We start from the raw sequence: 20579 nt of genomic DNA, 5'->3' as shown, positions 1-20579 counted from the left end.
ATAGGCGTCGCAGTGAAGCGAGCGCCAGACACTCGGCGAGTTCCGGTGTGATGAAGGGGAGGGCACCTTCAATCCGCGCAAGGGTCAGTTGCCAGGGAGAAGGGTAAAGTGCCATCGGTTAGAAAGTATATTAATCGCTCAAAAAGTATACCCTGCTTGTACGGTCGCGTCGCTGTCCGATAAATGCCCTTCACGGACAGAATTGTGAGCTATATAGAGGGGCTCAAATCCGCAGCGCGGCAAGCGCTCCTCCAAGGGCAGAATGCTGGAGAAGCAAACGGCGCAACTAAGCAGGAAGGAGGGGCGCTTTGGCTGACGATATCGCGTTCATCGTCGAGGTGCCGTTCGATGAGGGCCTCGCCCAGCTAGGGCAGACAATTCCGCCGCAGCTCGCCGTCGAGATCGAAGCTGCACGCTCCTACAGGGCACGGTCCAAGGCCGCGAACACCGTCCGTGCCTATGACAGTGATTGGCGCCAATTCGAAGAATGGTGTTGGGCGCGCGATCTCGATCCTTTGCCCGCGATGCCTGAGGTAGTCGCTACCTGGCTGGCCTCGCTCGCACAGGCGGGGAGGGCGGACAGCACCATTGGACGGCACCTCGCTGCTATCGCCTGGCACCATCGGCAGGCAGGTCACGTGGCGCCCCAACACCGCGACCCGCGTAATGTGATAGCCGACACGCTCGCCGGGATCCGGCGCGAGCAGCGAGCCCGGCCAACGAGAAAGAAGAGCGCTATTCTCGCTGCTGATCTGGCCCGAATGATCACTGTAGCCGAAGGTCAAAGCCCGCGAGCGATCCGCGACCGCGCAGTCATGGCGTTAGGCCTTGCAGCAGCATTGCGCCGCTCCGAACTGGTCGCGCTCCAGCTCGCCGACCTTGAGCTCGTGCGGGAAGGGCTCAAGCTGACTATCCGGCATTCAAAGACCGACCAGGAAGGGGCAGGGCAGATCATTGCGGTGCCCTCTGGCAAGGTGCTGAAGCCCGGTGCCCACCTGAACGAATGGCTCAGCGTCAGGGGAGGGGAGGCCGGTCCTTTGTTCTACCGAACCGACGCACAAGGGCTGATGACCAAGGAGCCCATGTCAGATCGCTCGGTTGCCCGGCTGATCCAGCGCTACGCAGAGAAGGTTGGTCTTGACCCCTCGGCGGTCGGTGCGCACTCGCTGCGCTCAGGATTCCTTACCGAGGCTGCCAAAGCCGGTGCGTCATTGCCGAAGATGCAGGAGGTCTCGCGGCAGAAGAAGGTCGAAGTGTTGCTCGGCTATGTTCGCGATGCAGCGCTGTTCGAGAACCACGCGGGCGAGAGATTTCTGTAGCCCGTTTTTTGAGCGCTCTAAATCATCAGGTTGACCGAGTGTGGGCCAAGTACGAACCCGCTGGCGCGGGAGTGGTGCTTGCCTTGAGGTCAGCCCGCTGATCTGCAGCCTGGTCGAAGTTGAGGTCTGCGGCGAGTAGGCAGACGATCGCGGCTCCTTTCAACCAAGGAGTCGTACGATGACCAACGCTCTATCTGATGCCCCCGCCAACTCGCTGCGGCAGCGCATGATTGGGGTGACTACACGAAAGTGACGTATCTGCACGGAAAGGGCGAACGGATAGCGAACGTCACGCGGCAAGTAGGGAGTTGACGGCGCGCAGCGGTCGCAAGGCGTCCGGATCGGGTTGATCTTCAACATTCCAGCTATAGTCACCGGTCAGCGAGATATGCTCCCAGCCCAATGGCGCGATGTGGCGTGCGATTTCGTCGGCTGTGCCGATGTCCGCCAGCGCCATTTCGAGATAGCGAGTGTTCCACAAGATGATGGCGGCGACGAGCAGGTTGAGGCCGGAGGCGCGATAGGTCTGGTTCTCGAACCGACGATCGCGCAGTTCGCCGAGCTGGTTGAAGAAGAGCGCGCGGGCGAGCGCGTTGCGGGCTTCGCCTTTGTTGAGGCCCGCCTGGGTGCGCCGGCGCAGGTCGATGTCGCGCAGCCAGTCGAGCATGAAAATGGAGCGTTCGAGGCGGCCCAGCTCGCGTAGTGCGAGGGCCAGTCCGTTCTGTCGCGGATAGGCGGACAAGCGGCGCAGCATTGCCGAAGCAGTGACGGTGCCGGTGCGGATCGACGTGGCGAACCGCAGCAGTTCGTCCCAATGCGCCGCGACATGACCCAATGCGATCGGTTCGGCCGTCATGCCGGCAAGCAAGGGGCCGGATTCTTGGCCGGGAAGGAGGTGTAAACGACGCTCCTTGATGTCGCGCAGGCGCGGCGCGAAGCGGTAGCCGAAGAAGGGCATGAGGCCGAACACATGGTCCGATGCCCCGCCCGTATCGGTGTAGTGCTCCTCGATCGTCAGGCCGGTCTGGTGATACAGCAAGCCATCCAGCACATAGGGCGCTTCGCCAGCGGTCGCCGCGATCACCCGACTTGCGAAGGGGTCATATCGATCCGAGACATGGGTGTAGAAGGCAACGCCTGGTTCGTTGCCGCTGCGCGCGTTGATGTCGCCGATCGCGGCCCCACGGCCCCCGGCATGAAATTGCTGTCCGTCGCTCGACGAAGTGGTGCCGTCTCCCCACAGCGCGGCGAGCGGCATGGCGCGATGGGCGTCGATCAGCCTTCCCAACGCTTCGCCATAGGCGGCTTCGCTGATGTGCCAGTCGTGAAGATGGGCGAGCTGACGCAGACTTGCGCCCCGGCAGGTTTCCGCCATGCGTGTGAGGCCGAGATTGATGCCATCGGCGAGGATGACCGTGAGCAGCGCATTGCGATCGTCGGCTTCCCGGCCCGAACGACGATGGATGAAGCATTCGCTGAACCCGGTCCAGGCATCGACCTCCAGCAGAAGATCGGTGATCTTCACGCGCGGCAGTCGATCATAGGCGGCGCGACGGGCAATCTCGGTGGCGGGCGGTGTTGCCGCCTTCAGCGGCGAGATGATGAGACCGTTTTCGTCAAGCTTAACCTGGGGCAGCTCCCCTTGCCGTGCAAGGACCGTTACCTGCTCGATCGCCGTGTCGAGCCTGGTGCGCCGTTCCTCGATATGGCGCTCGAAATCCGTTTCGATGGCGAGCGGCAACGGCCCCTTCTCGCGCAGCGCCGCAAAGGTCGCCGGCGGTATGAGATAGCTGTCGAAATCGCGAAACTGCCGGCTTCCCGCGACCCATATATCCCCGGCTCGCAACCGCTCGCGTAGTTGCGACAAGGCGCATAGTTCATAAGCGGCACGATCAACGATGCCATCCCGCAGGACGAACGGGCGCCATGCGGGCGGCACAAAGCGTAGCGGCACGCGATCAGGCAAGCGCCGTTTGCCGGTCCGATATAGCTCCGCGATGATGGCCAGCGCTGACAGGAGCCCCTGAACCGCGCCGGCGCCGCGAAACTCGAAGGCGTTGAGAAAAGCGCCGACAAAGAGCTTCACCGTCCGATGCCGCTCGATCAATTCGGCGGTGCGATCGACGGTTTCCGGTCGCCCGAGCACTTCGGCCTGCTCGACGGCCACGGCGAAGTGCTGCCAGTCCAGCGCCTCGATCTGCGCCAGAGAATCCACGCCCTTGCTGCGCGCGTCGATGAGGAGGCGGCAAGACCCCGTGAGCGTCCGGAGGTGGCCTTGCAACTCGCGCACCGTCTTGAGGGCTTTGTCGCGGGTCCGGTTCTCGGCGCGGCGCGCCATGCTGCCCAACAGCTTGTCGAACATCGTCAGGGTGGCGTCGGTCAGGCTTTCCTCAAGCCGGATGCCGGTTGCCGCCAGCGTCGCATGGCGGCGCAGGGCATTGAGTTCGCCAAGGTGCTGGGGTGTGATGCGGCTGCCTTCGTCCGCCAGCCTGTCAAAAGTCAAAGCCGGGATCATGTCGGCACGGGCGCGATCGAGGCCCAGCGCGCGGATATAGGCGAGCCGTTCGATCAGGCGCAGGATGTTGCGCGCTGCCGGCGATTGTGGCGCATTGCGCATCCAGGATAGCCATGTCGCGACCTGCCCCGGTCGTCGGGCCAGCAAATCGTCCAGGCCCTGAAGGGTGTCAGGCAGCAGGCCATTCGTGAGCACTTCATAGGTAAGCTGTTCGGCTTGCTGGCGCGCCCGCCGCAGCACCGCTTCGAGAATCGACGGAGAAGGCAGGAGGATCTGCAGGCGCCGGAGTTCATCGACGATGACGTCTGCCATCTGGCCGGGGTGTATGATGGTCTGCGCGATTGGGACCGAGAAGGCGACAACTTCACGGAAAGCGTTGCGGTCAAAAATCCTGAACCCGTGCGATCGTCGGATTTCGACGAGATGCTCGCGACGGGTCTGGTCCCGATGGGCATAATCCGCGAAGGCTGCCGGCGCGACGCCGAGTTGCTGCGCCACATAGGCGAGCACAGGAGCGGGCGGGACTTCGCCCGCTTCCAGCGCACGGCCAGGCCATCTCATATATAGCATGAGCATCGCATAGCCGAGCCGGGTGGCATCGCCGCGACGGCGGCCGACAATTTCCAGGTCGTCGCTGGTCAGCGTATAATGACGCGCGATCTCGCGCTCATCGAGCGGCGCGCCATAATGCCTCGCCCAGATTTCCAGGCTCACCAGTCGCCGTCTCGCCAAGCATCATCTCCTTCGCTTTGCGTGTCCGTCAGACGGTCCTCTGGCGGCCAACAGGAATATGTCCGTTAACTCTGGACCTGTAACGGCGATTCGGACAAGATCGCATAATGACGGGAAAACGGACAGGATCGGGCATCATGTGGCGCTGATCGGCTATGCGCGCGTCTCGACCGCAGACCAGAAGCTGTCGCTCCAGCTTGACGCGCTGAACACTGCCGGGTGCGACCGTATATTCGACGATCACGCATCCGGGGCAAAAGCCGATCGGCCTGGCCTAACCGAAGCGCTCGCCTATTTGCGCCCCGGCGACACGCTGGTGGTCTGGAAACTCGACCGCCTCGGCCGCTCGATGAGCCACCTGATCGAGAAGGTCGGCGAGCTTGCGGCGCGCGGCATCGGGTTCCGCTCACTCACCGAGAATATCGACACCACCACTTCGGGCGGCATGCTGGTGTTCAACATCTTCGGCTCGCTGGCCCAATTCGAGCGTGACCTGATCCGTGAACGCACTCATGCCGGCCTCAAGGCCGCACGCGAGCGGGGCAACAAGGGTGGTCGCCGGCCTGTCGTTACCCCCGACAAACTACGTAAAGCGCGGGCGCATATCGCAGCGGGCCTCACTGTTCGTGAGGCAGCGGCCCGGCTCAAGATCGGCAAAACCGCCCTATACAAGGCTCTGGAAAACGCGTGAAACCGCTGGCGATCAAGAACTCGTGGGTGCTGGTCACAGGGGCTTCGACCGGTTTGGGCAGAGCGTCCGCCCTCCGCTTGGCGGCATCGTACCAGGCCAAGCCCCTGATTGTTGGACGAAGGCTCGACAACTTGCGGGAGCTACAGACCGAAATTGACGAGCGGTTCAATGTGCCGTGCGAGATTATAGTGGCTGATCAACGTGAAATCGAGGGCAGGGAGAAAAATCGCGGCTAAGGTTGCAGAATTGCAAGTAACAGCCGCTTTGTTGGTTGCCGGAATGACGAGCGTTGGTTCATTTGATGCAGGCCGTGCCGACACTTATGCCGAGGTAATTGAAACAAACATACTCGGTTTCACGGATTTGCTGGCTCGCCTGATTGCGATTTTCAGGGAGCAGCCGTTTGAATCCTCAGTAATCGCCGTGTCGAGCCTGGCGGGCGAAACATCCGTGCCCTTCCAAGCGGTCTACGGCGCGTCGAAAGCCTATGTGAGCACCCTCATGCGAGCGCTTTCCGTGGAGCTTGCCGGGACGGGAGTGAGTGTTGGGTCTTTTGCACCCGGTGGAATCGACACAGACATGGCTGCCCTCAGCGATTTGAAGTGGGGGAGGTTGGGTTTGATGGACGTTGACCGGTGCGCGGCCCATGCAGTCCACGCTCTGGTTTATCGGCAATCCTTCGCCATACCGGGGATGGGCAACCAGCTCACATATTTGGCGAGCAGGGTTCTACCTCGATCGTTGGTCAATCGGATTGCCGCCCTCCCATATCGGCGCCCGTAGGGCGGCACCACATAAAAGGGGCAGGAAAGCCTGCGAATAGCCTCTGCTGGCATCGTACCGGATTTGTTCGCCCTTAGCGTGCAGATACGTCACTTTCGTGTAGTCACCCCAACTTCCCCCGCTGCCGCCAGAAGCCATTCCCTGGCAGTCGCATTTCCCGGGTGATGCCGACGTCTGGTTTGATCGGTCCGAAGTGCAGACGGTGACCAATCCGATGCACGGCACGACGAAGCTGCGGTGGAAGCCGCACTTCGCGGGCTATGCGCGGATCATTCCGTCGAAATGGGCGGCGAAGCCGGGAGCAAAGCAAGCTCTGGCTGGCAGTGAGGGGCATCCGGCGCTGCTGGCACAGCCCAACGCGCTCAATTTCGGAATCAGCAAGGGCGGAGCGATGGTCTACTGGCCAGGCACAGCGGAGGAGGGCGTCGATCCCACGGTCGCCTTGACCCAGTGGTTCGAGAAGACCGGCGAAATCTGGGGCGTGGGCGGGGGGTTCCTGTTTCAGCGAGATGAAGAGCGGCTCACCCTGTCGACCGGCTATTTCTACCAGCGCTGGCTCCATTTTCTGGAGCGGAACTGCGCGCTGGTGCTCGCCCATGGTGGTTCGCTGCCGATCCATGTCCGGCTCGGCGTCACCGACATCAGGGACAGCTGGTGGCCGCGCGGCCCGTTCCAGTTCAATGACGAAGGCCACGCGGCGGTTGAGGACTCCTACGAGGGGACCGGTGAGAGGATGGTCGAAAACGTACGCTAAGCACAAAGCCGTCTATATTCTATCAGGGTGCGCGCGCGGTCTGATCGGCGGTCGCCAGGAGCAGCCGAGAGCGGTTCCAAGGCAGACGGAACTGGCGTTCTAATTGCCCCGGAATTGGCCAAATTTAACATAACTATTATTATCGGTCTAAATGTTTTAGTCTATGTAGGTCCGTGGCCAACCCGGGTGGCATTGCAATATGCTTTGCAAGCTCAGGAGCCCATTGGAGCATCATCGCTGCCATGAGCCGCCGTTCCGTCGCTGACGATCCAAGCATAGTAGCAACTTGGCGCTATGCCGTTTGCTTCGCCGGATCGCGGTAGGCGAGCAGCCGCAGCGCATTGAACACGACCAGCAGCGTCGAGCCTTCGTGCATCGCGACCGCCGGGCCGATGCCCAGCCCCAAGATCGTCGCAGGCACGAGGAACGCGACGACGCCGAGGCTGACGAACACATTCTGCCGGATGATGCCGCGGGTGTGGCGGCTTAGGCCAACCGCGAACGGCAGGTGTGCGAGATCGTCGGCCATCAGCGCGACGTCCGCCGTCTCCAGCGCCACGTCTGAGCCGGCGGCGCCCATCGCGATGCCGACCGTAGCGCTCGCCATCGCCGGCGCATCGTTGACGCCATCCCCGACCATCGCAACCTTGTCTTCGCCGGCGAGCTTCTTGATCGAGGCAACCTTATCCTCCGGCATCAGGTCTCCCCAAGCCTCGTCGAGGCCAACGTCCTTGGCGATGGCGTTGGCCACCTTCTGATGGTCGCCCGAGATCATGATCATCCGGGTGATGCCCATCTCGCGGAGCCGCTTGAGCGCAACCTTGGCCGCTTCGCGTGGCGTATCCATCAGCCCGATGGCGCCGATGTCCTTGTCGCCCTTGCGCACTACCATCGTCGTGCGCCCGCCCTCGCGCAGTGTTGCGATGGCGTCGGTCGCGGCCGCGTTCAGTGTAGGGATACCCTCCTTGCCGAACATCTCGGCCTTGCCGATCCACACCGTCTCGCCATCGACGGTCGCGGTAACGCCGCGTCCAGTCAGGCTCTTGAGATCGGTCGCGGTCGGCAGCTCGCGGTCACCCAAGCGCTCGCGTCCATCCTTCACGATCGCCTGCGCCAGCGGGTGATCGCTCAATCCCTCGACCGCGATAGCGAGCGCCAACAAATCCTCTTCGCTCGCGCCATCGACGGGCACGACATCGGTGATGCGGGGCCGCCCTTCGGTCAACGTCCCCGTCTTGTCGAACGCAATCGCCTTGAGCGAGCCGAGGTTTTCCAGTGGGGCACCACCCTTAACCAGCACGCCGGCGCGTGCCGCGCGCGCGACGCCGGACAGCACCGCGCTGGGGGTAGCGATCGCCAGCGCGCAGGGGCTGGCCGCAACCAGCACCGCCATCGCGCGATAGAAGCTGTCGCGAAACGGCTCGTCGACGACGACCCACGCGAACAGCAGGATGAACGACAGGGCCAGCACCGCCGGCACGAAGACACGCTCAAACCGATCGGTGAAGCGCTGCGTCGGCGACTTCTGCGTCTCCGCTTCGCTCACCATCTTCACGACCTTGGCGAGCGCGCTTTCGTTGGAACGTCGCGTCACCTCGATCTCGATCGCCGCGCCGCCATTGATCGTGCCGGCGAACACCCGCGACGTCGCCTCGACCGCATCGGGCTTCGCGCGCGCCGCCTCGACATCGGCGACCGGCTCCTTGTCGACCGGAATGCTCTCGCCGGTGACGGGGGCCTGGTTGATCGCGCTCGACCCCTTGATGACGAAGCCGTCGGCGGGCAGGCGTTCATTCGGGCGCACGACCACGATGTCGCCGACCACCAGCTCCTCGACGGGAATCTCCCTCGTCTGCCCGTCACGGCGCACCGTCGCCTTGTCGGGCGCGAGTTCGGCCAGCGCCTCGATCGCGCGCTTCGCGCGACCCATCGCATAATGCTCAAGCGCATGGCCGAGGCTGAACAGGAACAGCAGCAGCGCGCCTTCTGCCCAGGCACCGAGCGCCGCGGCGCCGGCGGCCGCGACGAGCATCAGCGTATCGATCTCGAATTTCTTGAGCTTTAGATTGTCGATCGCCTCGCGCAGCGTGAAGAAGCCGCCGAACATATAGGCGCCGACATAGAAGGCGGTCGGCAGCCAGTCGGCGGCGCCCGCAACCAGCTTCTCGATCGCGAAGCCGATCGCTAGCAGCGCGCCGCAGGCGAGCGCGAAGATCAGCTCGGTATTTGGGCCGAGGAAATTGGCGTGGGCGTGATCGTGGCCATCGCCCGGTCCGTGCTTTTCTGCGCCTTCGGCATGACCGCCAGGCCCGTGATCGTGCCCGGCATGGTCGCCCGCGCCGTGATCGTCTCCAGCATGATCGCCGGCATGATCGGAGCCAGTCCGCTTGCCCGGCTTGACCTTGAGCTTGCCCAGCGCCGCGACGATCGTCGCCTCGTCGACGCGCTCCTTGTCATATTCGACCCGCACGCTGCCCGAGGCGCTGGCGTCCGCCTGCAGCACGCCGGGCACCTGGCACAGAGTCTCGCCGACGGTGCGGGCGCGGCGCTCGTGCCCGATCCCCTCGACTTGCCATGTCGCATGGCCGTATCGCCCGCTGATATCGGCGCCCGCCGCCCGCACCATCTCGCGCACACGCGGCAGCGGAAGCGCCGTCCCGTCGAAATGAATGCAGAGCTTCGCCGGCGTCTCGCCATCGGCAGGCAGGACATGCGCGCGCTCGACGCCGGGCTTGGCGCTCAGCGTCGAGACGAGACGCCCGACACAAGCATCGGCCGCATCGGGAACCTCCGGCAGCAGGACGGGGATATCGAGTTCGAGCTTTTCGGTCATCACGCCGTCTCCGCGTTGGTCTTGGTTTCTGCCTGCGCATCACGCAGGATTTCGATGCCGCCCTTGATCGCGATAGGAGCAGTAGCCAGGCCCACCAGCAGATCGGGCCAATTCGTCCCAAGCCAAAGCACCAGCGCGCCCGCGATCAGGATGCCGCCGTTGGAGATGAAGTCGTTGAAACTGAACGTGGTTGCGGCACGCAGGTTCACATCGGGCTGCTTGAGCTTCTGGAGCAGGCGCAGGCAAACATAGTTCACGACGCCGGCGATGGCCGACATCACCATCATCGTCGGGCCGATCGGATCGCTGCCCTGGACATAGCGGCGGCCGACGTCGATCAGGATGCCGACGGCGAAGATCAGCAGCATGACGCCCGACACGGTTGCGGCCCGCGTCTTCCACGTCGGCCCGTGGCTGAGCGCAATAAGGCTCAGCGCATAGACCGCGGTGTCCGACAGGTTGTCGACGCCGTTGGCGATGAGTGCGCTGGAATCGCCGATCAGGCCCGTCATGAAGAAGCCCGCGGCGATCGCCGCGTTGAGCAGCAGCACGATCCAGAGTGTGCGCCGCTCAGCTGAGACCTTTGCGTCTGGTGAAGCCGTCATGCCATGATTTCCTCGATCAGCAGGAGGATGAGGAAGCCGACGAAGAACATCGCGCTGATAAGCGGCGAGTCCGGCTTCTCGTGCGCCTCGACCAGCAGCTCTTCGGTAACGAGATAAAGCAGCGCCATCAGGCCGAAGCTCAGGAAGCCGGTGATCCATATCGGCGACAGCAGCGCTACCGGCTGCGCGACCAGAGCGCCGATCGGCACCAGCACTGCCAGCGCGCAGGTCAGTCCGATCGCCTTCGCCTTGCGATACCGGCCCGCCAGATCGTTGGTGAGGGTCAGGGCCAGGAACAGCACTTCGAGGGTCAGCGCGACGGCCAGCAGCGTGCCCGCCTTCTCGCCGGCAATGAAAGCGAGGCCGAGAACCAAGCCGTCTATCGCCAGATCGAGTCCGATTGCGGCGAGAAGTGCCACCGGCCCTTCCCATCGGCTTTCCGCCGCCTTGAGCCCGAGCATTACGGCGACGCCCAGCGCCCCACCGATCAGCGTCGCGTTCGGAGAACCGCCGTGCATCACCAGCGGCAGGATCTCCGTCGCAGCAGCGGCGAACACCACGCCGGCCGCGAGATGCTGCATCGCCGCCACCAGCTTCTCGCCGGGGGTGCGCCATCCGGCGATCAGCGCGCCGATCATGATCGCGATCATCGGGATCAGGGAAAATTTGAGCGCCGCCATCGTTAGCGCCCCTCTGTGCCGGGTGGATTGGTCACAAGCTCGTATCCTTCCTGCACAAGACGGGGGGCTTGTCCCCTTCCTCGATCTTGAGTTCGTTGCCCGAGAACATCGCGCTCATCGTGTCGCCGACATATTGAAGCCCGGCCGCAGGCGCGGTCAGGACAACCGGCGCAGCGTTCCCGTCGCGGCGCAGCTCGAGCGTCAGGCCCTCATTCTTGAAGTCGACGAGGAGCGGGCGATCGTCGTCGCACCGATAGGGGTGGCGACCAGGGATGCCGCTGGCATCCCCGCTGTCCCCGGCGTGGATTTCCTGTTCGGTGGGTTTCGCCTTGCGAGGCTGTTCCGAACAGCCCGACGACGCCAGCACGAGGGCTATGCCGGCGAACCCAAACCAAACCGGCGTCACAGCCGCTTCCGGGAAGAGCCTATTCATCCAAGCCATTGGGCAGCTCCGACGACACTGACGATCATGAGCATGACGCCGATCAGGATCAGTTTTTCAGGGCGCGGATCGGCGACGTTGCGGATGCGCGCCGCGACCTGCCAGGCAGGCCGCAGCGGGACGCGCCGGGACCCCGCCGCGATCCGGTCCAACTCGGCATCCGAAAGCTGGAAAAACGCTTTCACGTCGGCCCGAGAGCGTCCCGCAAGACCCGTCACGCGAAACACCGGATCGACCCAGGCCAGATCGACGGCACTTGGGCTCGCCGCCATCGGGGCGATGTCGTCGCCCGCTGCCCATGACGGACGCAGCAGCGCGATAAGCCGGTGCGGATCGCGTTCGAGCAGAGACGCCCACCGCTCCAAACGCGAACGACGGTCGTCGCTTGGGCGCGGCGACACCGGCCCGAATTGCCCGCCACTCTTGGGCACCCGCCGCGTCGCGCGCGTTTCGGAGGGACGATTGTGCCTCATTGTCGATCAGCCGGCTCGGCGCGATCCTGGGAGGCGCGCTTCAGTGGATGAGAGAAGTGCAGCGTCAGGAAGGTGGTCAGGCTGAGGATCACAGCGATGTCGTAAAGACCATAGCCGACCGCGGCGCCCAGTGCCCCCGTCGCCCAGAGGCTCGCAGCGGTCGCGGTTCCGGACGCTTTTCCGGCGTGCTTCAATATGGCGCCGCCGCCAATGAAGCCGACGCCGGTAATCAATCCTTCAAGCAGGCGAGCTTGGGCAGGAGACGTGCGTCCGAGAATGGCGATACCTACGAGTACGAACCCGCAACTGGCGATGGCGACCAGCGGAAAGGTCCGGATGCCGGCGCTGCGTTCATCCTTCTCCCGGTTCCAGCCAACCGGAAGCGCCAACGCATAGGCCAGCGCGAGACTGACGATATGGGAAAGCGACTCCTCCCATGACGAGATCGTCATCATGCGGCCGAACCTTCAGCCTGGCCGCTCGCTACCCCTTCCGGTGCATCCTGATAGGCCAGCACCCTGTTGCAGGCCAAGGCCGGCGCGCCGGGGCGCTTGAGCGTGATCCGGTCGCCGCCTGAGATCGACACATTGAGGTTCCGGCCGACATAGGTCCGCCCGCTTGCCGGCGATGTCACCCGTTCCGGAGCGGCGTTCGGTCGAGTCTTTATGTCTAGGGTCAGGCCATCGCCGAGGAAGTCGACATCGAGGCGCGACCCATCAGGACAGGCGTAGAAATGCTCGCCGATGAAGTTGGGCAGCTCGCGATCACGCGACGCTTCGGCCTCGCTCTTGTTGGTGGCTGGCGAGCAGCCGACCAGGCCCGGCGCCAGAGCAAGCCCGGTCGCGAGGATGATCCCCCGAACTGGGCCGCTCCGAAGGCGCCGAGCCGCTATTTCCCCGTCTTTCCACGATCTATCGCCATGGGCGCTACAGGGGGCACGCCCATGGCGCGGGCCGTTCTCACACGGACACTCGAAGGACTCGTTGTGTGGCGGCCGATCCATAGCAGTCAGTCGAACAATTCGCTCAGAAAGCCCTTGCGGCGGCCCTTATGGCCCCGCTCGTAGCCGTGCTTTCCGCCATGATCGCCATGGCCGCGATCGTCGGATATTCCGAGACGAGCGCCGCTCAACGGCCGTACTCCTTCATCCCCGGCGCTGCGTTCGATGATCTTGTCGAGTTCGCCGCGATCGAGCCAGACGCCGCGACATTGCGGGCAATAGTCGATTTCAATGCCCTGCCGTTCGCTCATGACGAGATCGACGCGGCACGTCGGGCACAGCAGCCCTTGGGAGGGACGACTATCTACCATGATGGATACCTTTCTTCGGGATGTTGGCCGGTCAGTCGTTCGCAGCGCCGCGAGGAGGCGGTGGCTTGATAGGGCGCCGACTGTGGCGATTGGACCGCCCTGGCAGTCGCGATTGCCGCCGCAGAAGATTGAGAAACGCCGCGTCCTGTTGCCGCATGGTCCGGCGCAGACCTTTGCGCATCATGCGGCCGAACAGGCCGCCGATGACGCCGCGACACTCGACCGAATGGCGCACGCAGACGCCGTTCGCGATTGGCTCGATCTCGTAACGTTCGTCGAAGGTCAGAAACCCCGCACGCCCATCTGCCATCCAATCAGTTCGGGCTTTATTAGCCTGTTGATGATCATCTGCGTCGTCATCTTGCGATCGCCTTTGAAGAGCAGCCAGGTAATGTCCATTTCGGCACCCCGCTCCGCCTCGCCCGCGATGCGATAGATCGGGTGCCAGCGCGCATAGCCTTTCAAATCGGACAGCAACGACCAGACCCGCAGCGCTGACATATTGAAATCGAATGTGGTTTCTTCCTTCATGGTAGCCTGTCCTGTCCGACCAAGGCGCGGCCAAGCCGGAGGCCGCGCAAAAGCGGCCTCCTTCCCGACCAAACGGGCGATTGAGGGGAGATGGCGAGCCTTCAGGGGATCGCACGCCGCCGACCCCCGCGCTTGCCGGACCGAAGTTCATCGGCTCGGGCTTTCCAGGGCCTGGCTTGCCTTGCCGCCGATGACCTCGACGGCTTCGAGCGTCATTAGACCAATGTCGGGCACGTCACTCAGACCGGCGACGAACGCGCGCAAAGCGTCCTCGAAATCGACGATTTCGATCACCACTGCCCGATCACTCTCAAGCACATGGCGTCGGTGAACGTGCGCCGATGCCCCGAAGCCTATCAGCGCCTCAAGCACCGTCAGGCCTGCCATCTTTTGATCGCGCGCCAACGAGGCCACATATTCGAAGACCTTGCGATCGCCGATATAGGCCGCTTCATCCGTATAGATGCGCAGCAGTTTCCGAACCGGTTCTCCCATCATGCTTCTCCTTTCAGCGGGGCGGGTTCCTCGCCATGCGGCGTGTTCGCCTCTTGCTCATTTTGACGATCGGTCCGCCCGAGGATCACTTTCGCGATCGCCGGCAGCACCAGCAGTGTCAGGATGGTGGCGGCGACGAGACCGCCGATCACGGTGACGGCGAGCGGCTTCTGCACCTCCGCGCCGGTGCCGTGGGCGAGCGCCATCGGCACGAAGCCGATCGCTGGAACGAACCCGGTCATGATGACCGCCCGCATCTTCTCAGCCATACCGTGGCGGATTGCCTCCGCTACCGGCAGCCCAGCTTCGATGCGTTCCCGGATCGCGGACATAACTACAAGACCGTTCAGCACCGCCACGCCGGCAAGGCAGATGAACCCGACCGCCGCCGACACCGAAAAGTTGATGCCGGTCAGCAGCAACGTGAACACACCGCCCGCCAGCCCCAGCGGCACCGCCAAAAACACTGACGCTGCTCTGCCGAACCCGCCGAGCGCCATGTATAGCAACCCGAATATGACCAGGAAGCACAGCGGCACGACGATCGACAGGCGCTTCGATGCCGCGGCCAAGTTCTCGAACTGACCGCCCCATTCGAGGTAGTAACCGGCAGGCAACTTGACCTGTGCGATCTTCGCTTGCGCTTCCTGGACGAATGAACCCGCATCGCGGCCACCGAGATTGACCTGGACGACCACACGACGCTTGCCGTTTTCCCGGCTGATCTGATTCAGGCCTTCCGTCAGCCGGATTTGCGCCACTTGCGCAAGCGGCACCTGGGCACGCGGCCGTCCTTCGACTTCTGGCAGCAGCACCGGCAGCGTCCGGATGTCGTCAAGGTTTGCGCGCGTCGCTTCAGGTACGCGCACGGTGACATCGAACCGCCGATCGCCCTCGTACACGAGCCCCGACTCACGGCCGCCGAGCCCTGCCGCAACCGTGTCCGCAACGTCGCGCACTGTAAGACCTAGCCGCGCTATGGCGGCGCGGTCGAGCCTTACATCCAGCGCTGGCGCACCACCAACCTGCTCGGCCTTGACGCTGGCCGCACCGGGTATCGTCTGGAGCACCCGCACCATCTCGTTGGCGGTCAACGCCATCTTGTCGAGATCGTCACCGTAGAGCTTGATCGCGACATCACCGCGAACACCCGCGATCAGCTCGTTGAAGCGGAGCTGAATCGGCTGACTGACCTCGTAGAGATTGCCGAGCAGCCCGCCGGTCGCCTTTTTAATCTTGGCGACGACATCGGCCTTGGTCGTGCCTTCGGGCCATTCCTCTTTCTCTTTCAGGATAATGAAGCCGTCCGAAACGTTTTGCGGCATCGGGTCGCTTGCGACTTCCGCGGTTCCGGTTTTCGAAAACATCAGGGCGACTTCGGGAATCCTGATGACCGCCTCTTCGACCTTGCGTTCCATCGCCAGCGATTGATCCAGGCTGACCGAAGGCACGCGCGTCGATGCGAAGGCGAGGTTCTTTTCGTCGAGCTGGGGTATGAACTCCGAGCCGAGCAGCCCGAACGCCGGGATGGCCGCCAGGAAGAAGGCCAGCCCACCGAGGATGAACGGCCACGGTCGGGCAATCGCCTTGTCCAGCAACGGGAGATAGCGCTGCTTGGACTGGCGGATCAGCCACACATCCTTTTCCGCGACCTTGCCGCGGATCAGGATCGCAACCAGGGCCGGCACCAGCGTGATGGCGAGCACGAACGCCGCCACCAGCGCGAGCATGATGGTGATCGCCATCGGCGAGAACGTCTTGCCCTCGGTGCCGGTGAAGGTGAGCAATGGCGCGAAAGCGAGCAGGATGATCGCCTGACCGAAGACGGTCGGCTTAATCATCTCCTGCGCGGCCCGCATCGTCTCCTCGAGCCGTTCTCGCAGAGAGAGCAACCGGCCTTCATGTTCCTGCCGGTGCGCCAATCTGGCGAGGCAGTTCTCGATGATGATCACCGCACCATCGACGATCAGACCGAAGTCGAGCGCCCCAAGGCTCATCAAATTACCGGGCACGTTGAAGGCATTCATGCCCATTGCCATCATCAGGAACGAGAAGGGGATCACCAGCGTCGCGATCACGGCCGCACGCCAGTTCCCAAGCAGCAGGAACAGCGACGCCGCGACCAAGATCGCGCCTTCAGTCAGGTTGCGCTGGACCGTAGCCACCGTAGCCCCGACCAACGCGGCGCGGTTCAGCACCACCTTCACCTCGATACCCGGCGGCAGCGTCTTTGCTACCTGGTCGAGCTTGGCAGTTGCCGATTCAGCGACGACGCGGCTGTTCTGGCCGATCAACATCAGCACCGTGCCGATGACAGCTTCCCGGCCGTTCATGCTCCCGGCGCCCGTCCGCAAGTCGCCGCCAACGCGAACATTGGCAATCTGGCCAACGGTGATCGGGGTACCGCCCCGTGTCGCAGCGACGGCGTTGCGGATCTCATCGACGGTACGCACGCGGGAGTCGACGCGCACAAGATAGGCTTCGCCACCACGATTGTAGTAGTTGGCACCGACCGCGAGATTGGCATTCTCGAGGGCTTCGCCGAGCTCACTGTACGAGATGCCGAAGCTAGCGAGTTTTGTGGGGTCCGGTTCGACCACGAAGGTCTTGGCGTAGCCGCCAATAGAATCGACCCCGGCAATGCCTTTAACCGACCGAAGCTGAGGGCCGATTATCCAATCCTGCACCGTGCGCAGATAACCAGCCTTCTCCACAGGGTCAGTCAGCCGCTCGCCTTCGGGCGTCAGGTAACTCCCATCGGGCTGCCAGCCGGGTTGGCCGGCGACTTTTTTTGCGCCCTTGCCGTCCGGATTGGCATAGCCGACGGTATACATGACGATCTCGCCGAGACCGGTCGAGACCGGTCCAACCTGCGGCTGTACGCCCTGCGGCAAACTTTTCGTCGCTTGCCGTAGGCGCTCGCCGACCTGTTGACGTGCGAAGTAGAGGTCGGTGCTGTCGGTGAAAATTGCGCTGACCTGGCTGAAGCCGTTGCGCGAGATCGAACGCGTGGTCTCCAGACCGGGGATGCCGGCCAGCGCAATTTCTACGGGATAAGTGACGAGCTTCTCGATTTCGACCGGTGATAGACGCGGGTCGACCGTATTGATCTGGACCTGTTTGGTGGTGATATCCGGCACTGCGTCGATCGGCAGCTTCGTCAGCTGCCAGACGCCGAGGCCGGCGATGACGAGGAAAAGTGCGAGTACCGCCCATCGTGCGCGGACGGAAAGCGCCATAAGATTTGCGATCATGGCTTATTCTTCCTCGCCTGCGCCCTTGCCGAGTTCGGCCTTGAGCAGAAATGCGTTCTTGGTCGCGACTTGGGCGCCGCCAACGAGGCCCTTCAAGATCTCGACGCGACCATTGCTGCGCTGACCGATCGTGACGGTCTGCGCGCGGAAGCCCTTCGCGGTCCGCACGAACACGATGTCGCGCCCTTCGAGCGTCTGCACCGCATCCTCCGGCACCACGATCGCGTTGGACGTGCTGCCACGGCTCGGCAGCAGCCTCACCCGCACCGCGAGGCCGGGCTGAAGACTGCCCGACACGTCGAGAACGGCGGTCGCCGAGCGCGTGTCGTTGGCGAGTCCCGGCGTGACGGCGCGTACTCGCGCCTCCGCCGTTCGCCCGTCGGGCAGCTCGATGATAGCCCGATCGCCTGGAGTGAGCCGCTGTGCGTCCGTAGGACCGACCGCCGCCTCGATCTGAATCTTCGACGCATCAGCGACGCGCATCAGCTCGGTTTCAGGCTGGACGAACGCGCCTAGACTGACATTCTCCGAGGTGACACGGCCTGAAATCGGGCTCGAGACCGCCACACCGCGACCATCCGAGGTCACGCGCGCCGCGCCTGCCGCGACACTCGCGCGGCGCGCTTCGGCCGCGGCCGAAGCGGCTTCCGCCTCCGCCTGTTCCAGCTCGACTCGTGCCGAGACCTTCTGGCGGTATAGGTACTGCTCTCGGGCGAGCGCCTTTTGCGCCAAGGTCGACTTGGCCGCCGCAGCGGTGCGATCGGCGGCAAACTGCGCCGCGTCCCGGCTCTCGACGATAGCCAACGTCTCACCGGCGCGCACCGGATCACCGAGGCGCTTCATCAGCCGCGTGACCGCGCCGGCTGCGCGGGCGGTCACGATCGCCTCGCCTTGCGGCGATGCGCTGACCATCGCCTGCGCGACGATTTCCGCGCCGAGCCCGCCGGGATTGATCGTCTCTGTGGCGATGCCGGCCTGCTGGACCGCCTGCGCGGTCATCGCCACCGTGTCGGGGGTCTTTTCCTCTTCTGCCGGGGCAGCGGCGTTGCCGCTTGCCGCTTCGGTCGCGGCAGGTTCGCTCGCAGTCCAGCGTGCGATCCCGAAGCCGCCAAGTGCGGCGACGATCGCGACAGCCGCCGCACCGCCAAGAAGGCGCTTATCTTGAATCATCGATCATCTCCGGAAATCATGGGGGCCGGCGTCGTGAGCCGGTCGAGCCGGGCCTGTGCGTCGTGATAGGCGGCGAGAGCATCGACGTAGGTCTGGCGGGTCTGTGACAGCGTGCGCTCGGCATCGAGGAGCGCGATCTGGTCGAACTTGCCCTGCGTCCAACCGATCCGCGCGATGCGGGCGGCTTCCTGTGCCGCCGTCAAAGCCGGTCCGCCCGCCGCCCGCGCGGTCGCAGCGGCGTTCGCCACTTCGGTTTGCGCGCTGGCGATCTGCTGGCGGGTATCGATCACGGCGAGGTTGCGCAGCGCGATCGCCTGCGTCTGCTCCGATCGCGACTGCGCCACGAACGCGCTGCCGTTGTTGAAGAACGGGATCGGGATCGAGATGCCGACGACCGCGGCGGTATCGTTGGTCGCCTCCAATCGGCGGGCGAAGGTGCTGACGGTGAGGTCGGGCACGCGCAGCGATCGGGCAACGCGCACTTGCGCGTCGGCGGTACGCACGTCGGCCTCCGCCGCCGCCAGGGCCAACGTCCCTTCGACCTCGATCGGCCGTGGCGGTCCGTAGCCATCGATCCTCTCGAACCACGCGCGATCGAGCGGCCCCGTCACCGGTGCCGACAACAATGTCTCAAGGTTGGCCCGAGCCGCCTGTGCCTGGCGGGCGGCGCTTTCGGCCGCGACCTGCGCATTGATGCGCAGCACGTCGGCACGCTGTTGTTCGATCGGGCCGACGTCGCCGGCCTTGACGCGCTCGCTTGAGACCCGGAAAGCATTGTTGGCGATCCCGGCCTGCTCGCTCAGCACTTCGGCACGGCGCTCGGCAGCGGCGGCTTCGATATAGAGCTGCGTGATCCGCAGCCGGAGATCCGCTCGCGCGATTTCCGCCTGGACCTGCGCCCGAGTGAGGCGGGCAGTCGCGAGCGCGACACGTGCCGGCCGTTTGCCGCCCAGCTCCAGCGGCAGCGCCACACCCACTGTCGTTTCGGAACTTCGCAGGCCTTTATAAACGCCAGTGCCGGCCACGTTCTCGACCTGAGCCTGAAACTCGGGGTTGGGGCGTAGCCCGGCAACGCGCCGGGCTGCGGTCGCGGCATCGACGCCGGCCGTAGCCGCCGCGACCGATGGCAGGGGCGCAGGACCGTTACCCCCCGCCCCCGATGCCAAACCGTTGCTGACGACGGCCGATGGGACTGATGGCACACCGCCCGCAGCCAGAGCGTTCTCGAGCGAGAACGCATCTGCCGCTTGTGATGAAGAGGGCGTCGCTGGAATGCCGAGCGACGGTGCTGTCTGCGCCCCGGCCGTACTGGCCAAGGTCGCCGCGACCATGAAGGCCGCGATTGTACGATACATAGATGGTGACTCCTGACGAACCGAGTTCGCCCCGCGCAGCAATGGCTGGCGGGGTCAGCGGATTGTCAGGCTTGGGGCGGCCTTAGCGCGGGATCGGCAGTTGAAAGCGGCCGCATGGAGGGGCTTGCGAAGATGGGCGCGAGCCGAAGGTCGTGCATGAGTGCGGCATTGGAGATCTTGATCGGCGCTGCAACGTGATCGCCGTGGCAGCCGCCATGATGGTGAGGATACCCTTTGTCACCGTCGGAGGGCACCTGATCGGCATCGCCGGGCGCATGGCCCATGGCAACTTCGCTCACGCCTATTTCTTGCGATGAAACGCTTATATCCAGCCGTTCCAGCACATGTGCCGTCGCCGTCGTCCCCAAGGAGAGGGCGATCGTCAAATATGCAAGGATGTTAAGTAGGCGTCGCACGGAGAACGAACTAACAGGAAAGACGACAACGGGATAGACCCGACATCACAAGATTGATCGCGAGAGCGATCCGCAGCACCCGGTGCCATCGCGGATCGGGCGCCGCCGGCGCATCCGACTGGCAGCTACTACAGACCATGATTATCCACGCGTGCAAGCATCATGAGAAGCCTTATGCACCCTCTAGCCACTAGAGGGTCAAGACGAATATCGGGTCCTG

Annotated in this window: 21 protein-coding genes; 5 read left to right on the top strand and 16 right to left on the bottom strand. The window is 64.0% G+C overall.

All coding sequences use genetic code 11. From position 1 onward, the window contains the following. Window positions 1–308: 308 nt before the first annotated feature. Window positions 309–1319, top strand: coding sequence for a site-specific integrase (locus Q0082_RS03080; RefSeq protein WP_298189747.1), 1011 nt, complete (start codon window positions 309–311; stop codon window positions 1317–1319). A 289-nt stretch (window positions 1320–1608) separates the two neighbouring features. Here Q0082_RS03080 and Q0082_RS03075 read toward each other — a convergent pair whose 3' ends face one another. Beyond that, a complete protein-coding gene (locus Q0082_RS03075) occupies window positions 1609–4566 on the bottom strand; it encodes a Tn3 family transposase (protein ID WP_031286087.1) in 2958 nt (985 codons plus the stop codon). A 139-nt stretch (window positions 4567–4705) separates the two neighbouring features. On the opposite strand from Q0082_RS03075, the gene Q0082_RS03070 reads away from it, so the two are divergent. The 4 genes from Q0082_RS03070 (at window position 4706) to Q0082_RS03055 (ending at window position 6794) form a co-directional block, all read left to right on the top strand. Then, the gene (locus tag Q0082_RS03070) at window positions 4706–5257 is read left to right on the top strand and encodes a recombinase family protein (protein ID WP_004213210.1); all 552 of its coding nucleotides are present in this window, start codon (window positions 4706–4708) and stop codon (window positions 5255–5257) included. Beyond that, on the top strand, window positions 5254–5493 hold the full coding sequence (locus Q0082_RS03065) for an SDR family NAD(P)-dependent oxidoreductase (protein ID WP_019054797.1): 240 nt from the start codon (window positions 5254–5256) through the stop codon (window positions 5491–5493). Before Q0082_RS03070 ends, Q0082_RS03065 begins: the two co-directional genes overlap by 4 nt. Then, window positions 5459–6040, top strand: a complete 582-nt coding sequence (locus tag Q0082_RS03060) for an SDR family NAD(P)-dependent oxidoreductase (protein ID WP_255209825.1) — start codon at window positions 5459–5461, stop codon at window positions 6038–6040. Before Q0082_RS03065 ends, Q0082_RS03060 begins: the two co-directional genes overlap by 35 nt. A gap of 193 nt (window positions 6041–6233) precedes the next feature. Next, window positions 6234–6794 (top strand): hypothetical protein, encoded by a 561-nt coding sequence (locus tag Q0082_RS03055; RefSeq protein WP_298189725.1) that lies wholly within the window; start codon window positions 6234–6236, stop codon window positions 6792–6794. 292 nt (window positions 6795–7086) lie between these two features. Here the strand turns inward: Q0082_RS03055 and Q0082_RS03050 are convergent, their stop codons facing one another. The 15 genes from Q0082_RS03050 to Q0082_RS02980 all read right to left on the bottom strand — a co-directional run bounded on the left by Q0082_RS03050 (window position 7087) and on the right by Q0082_RS02980 (window position 20329). Next, window positions 7087–9627: a heavy metal translocating P-type ATPase gene (locus Q0082_RS03050; RefSeq protein WP_291552489.1), complete on the bottom strand. Its 2541-nt coding sequence runs from the start codon at window positions 9625–9627 to the stop codon at window positions 7087–7089. Beyond that, window positions 9627–10232 (bottom strand): cation transporter, encoded by a 606-nt coding sequence (locus tag Q0082_RS03045; RefSeq protein ID WP_298189720.1) that lies wholly within the window; start codon window positions 10230–10232, stop codon window positions 9627–9629. Before Q0082_RS03045 ends, Q0082_RS03050 begins: the two co-directional genes overlap by 1 nt. Then, window positions 10229–10912 (bottom strand): transporter, encoded by a 684-nt coding sequence (locus Q0082_RS03040; protein ID WP_298189718.1) that lies wholly within the window; start codon window positions 10910–10912, stop codon window positions 10229–10231. Before Q0082_RS03040 ends, Q0082_RS03045 begins: the two co-directional genes overlap by 4 nt. Window positions 10913–10943: 31 nt before the next feature. Further along, entirely contained in the window at window positions 10944–11318 is a 375-nt protein-coding gene (locus Q0082_RS03035; RefSeq protein WP_037518299.1) for a hypothetical protein, read from the bottom strand. 23 nt (window positions 11319–11341) lie between these two features. After that, on the bottom strand, window positions 11342–11719 hold the full coding sequence (locus tag Q0082_RS03030) for a hypothetical protein (protein ID WP_132470104.1): 378 nt from the start codon (window positions 11717–11719) through the stop codon (window positions 11342–11344). A gap of 104 nt (window positions 11720–11823) precedes the next feature. Then, window positions 11824–12279 carry an MgtC/SapB family protein gene (locus tag Q0082_RS03025; RefSeq protein ID WP_037518306.1) on the bottom strand — a complete coding sequence of 152 codons (456 nt, stop codon included), beginning with the start codon at window positions 12277–12279 and terminating at the stop codon, window positions 11824–11826. Next, window positions 12279–12461, bottom strand: coding sequence for a hypothetical protein (locus tag Q0082_RS03020; protein WP_008828953.1), 183 nt, complete (start codon window positions 12459–12461; stop codon window positions 12279–12281). Before Q0082_RS03020 ends, Q0082_RS03025 begins: the two co-directional genes overlap by 1 nt. A gap of 374 nt (window positions 12462–12835) precedes the next feature. Continuing rightward, entirely contained in the window at window positions 12836–13138 is a 303-nt protein-coding gene (locus Q0082_RS03015) for a zf-TFIIB domain-containing protein (protein WP_082370184.1), read from the bottom strand. Window positions 13139–13169: 31 nt separating this feature from the next. Then, entirely contained in the window at window positions 13170–13448 is a 279-nt protein-coding gene (locus Q0082_RS03010) for a hypothetical protein (RefSeq protein ID WP_298189710.1), read from the bottom strand. Continuing rightward, window positions 13421–13669: a hypothetical protein gene (locus Q0082_RS03005; RefSeq protein ID WP_298189708.1), complete on the bottom strand. Its 249-nt coding sequence runs from the start codon at window positions 13667–13669 to the stop codon at window positions 13421–13423. The genes Q0082_RS03010 and Q0082_RS03005 overlap by 28 nt, the downstream gene beginning before the upstream one ends. A 147-nt stretch (window positions 13670–13816) precedes the next feature. Next, window positions 13817–14164 (bottom strand): DUF190 domain-containing protein, encoded by a 348-nt coding sequence (locus Q0082_RS03000; RefSeq protein ID WP_054435813.1) that lies wholly within the window; start codon window positions 14162–14164, stop codon window positions 13817–13819. After that, on the bottom strand, window positions 14164–17418 hold the full coding sequence (locus Q0082_RS02995; protein WP_298189705.1) for a CusA/CzcA family heavy metal efflux RND transporter: 3255 nt from the start codon (window positions 17416–17418) through the stop codon (window positions 14164–14166). The genes Q0082_RS03000 and Q0082_RS02995 overlap by 1 nt, the downstream gene beginning before the upstream one ends. A 3-nt stretch (window positions 17419–17421) precedes the next feature. After that, window positions 17422–18588 (bottom strand): efflux RND transporter periplasmic adaptor subunit, encoded by a 1167-nt coding sequence (locus tag Q0082_RS02990; RefSeq protein WP_298189702.1) that lies wholly within the window; start codon window positions 18586–18588, stop codon window positions 17422–17424. Further along, entirely contained in the window at window positions 18585–19943 is a 1359-nt protein-coding gene (locus Q0082_RS02985) for a TolC family protein (protein ID WP_298189699.1), read from the bottom strand. The genes Q0082_RS02990 and Q0082_RS02985 overlap by 4 nt, the downstream gene beginning before the upstream one ends. 65 nt (window positions 19944–20008) lie before the next feature. Then, window positions 20009–20329, bottom strand: a complete 321-nt coding sequence (locus Q0082_RS02980) for a hypothetical protein (RefSeq protein WP_298189697.1) — start codon at window positions 20327–20329, stop codon at window positions 20009–20011. Window positions 20330–20579: the final 250 nt, after the last annotated feature.

The sequence above is a fragment of the Novosphingobium sp. genome (assembly GCF_027489515.1).
Lineage (GTDB): Bacteria > Pseudomonadota > Alphaproteobacteria > Sphingomonadales > Sphingomonadaceae > Novosphingobium.
This window is presented reverse-complemented; position numbering and strand designations above follow the sequence as displayed.

Bases quoted from the DNA above. Each gene is read 5' to 3' on its own strand.
- Q0082_RS03050 (WP_291552489.1), bottom strand. From the start codon at position 9,627: ATGACCGAAAAGCTCGAACTCGATATCCCCGTCCTGCTGCCGGAGGTT.
- Q0082_RS03045 (WP_298189720.1), bottom strand. From the start codon at position 10,232: ATGACGGCTTCACCAGACGCAAAGGTCTCAGCTGAGCGGCGCACACTC.
- Q0082_RS03005 (WP_298189708.1), bottom strand. From the start codon at position 13,669: ATGAAGGAAGAAACCACATTCGATTTCAATATGTCAGCGCTGCGGGTC.
- Q0082_RS03000 (WP_054435813.1), bottom strand. From the start codon at position 14,164: ATGGGAGAACCGGTTCGGAAACTGCTGCGCATCTATACGGATGAAGCG.
- Q0082_RS02995 (WP_298189705.1), bottom strand. From the start codon at position 17,418: ATGATCGCAAATCTTATGGCGCTTTCCGTCCGCGCACGATGGGCGGTA.
- Q0082_RS03025 (WP_037518306.1), bottom strand. From the start codon at position 12,279: ATGACGATCTCGTCATGGGAGGAGTCGCTTTCCCATATCGTCAGTCTC.
- Q0082_RS02985 (WP_298189699.1), bottom strand. From the start codon at position 19,943: ATGTATCGTACAATCGCGGCCTTCATGGTCGCGGCGACCTTGGCCAGT.
- Q0082_RS03010 (WP_298189710.1), bottom strand. From the start codon at position 13,448: ATGGCAGATGGGCGTGCGGGGTTTCTGACCTTCGACGAACGTTACGAG.
- Q0082_RS03040 (WP_298189718.1), bottom strand. From the start codon at position 10,912: ATGGCGGCGCTCAAATTTTCCCTGATCCCGATGATCGCGATCATGATC.
- Q0082_RS02990 (WP_298189702.1), bottom strand. From the start codon at position 18,588: ATGATTCAAGATAAGCGCCTTCTTGGCGGTGCGGCGGCTGTCGCGATC.
- Q0082_RS03015 (WP_082370184.1), bottom strand. From the start codon at position 13,138: ATGGTAGATAGTCGTCCCTCCCAAGGGCTGCTGTGCCCGACGTGCCGC.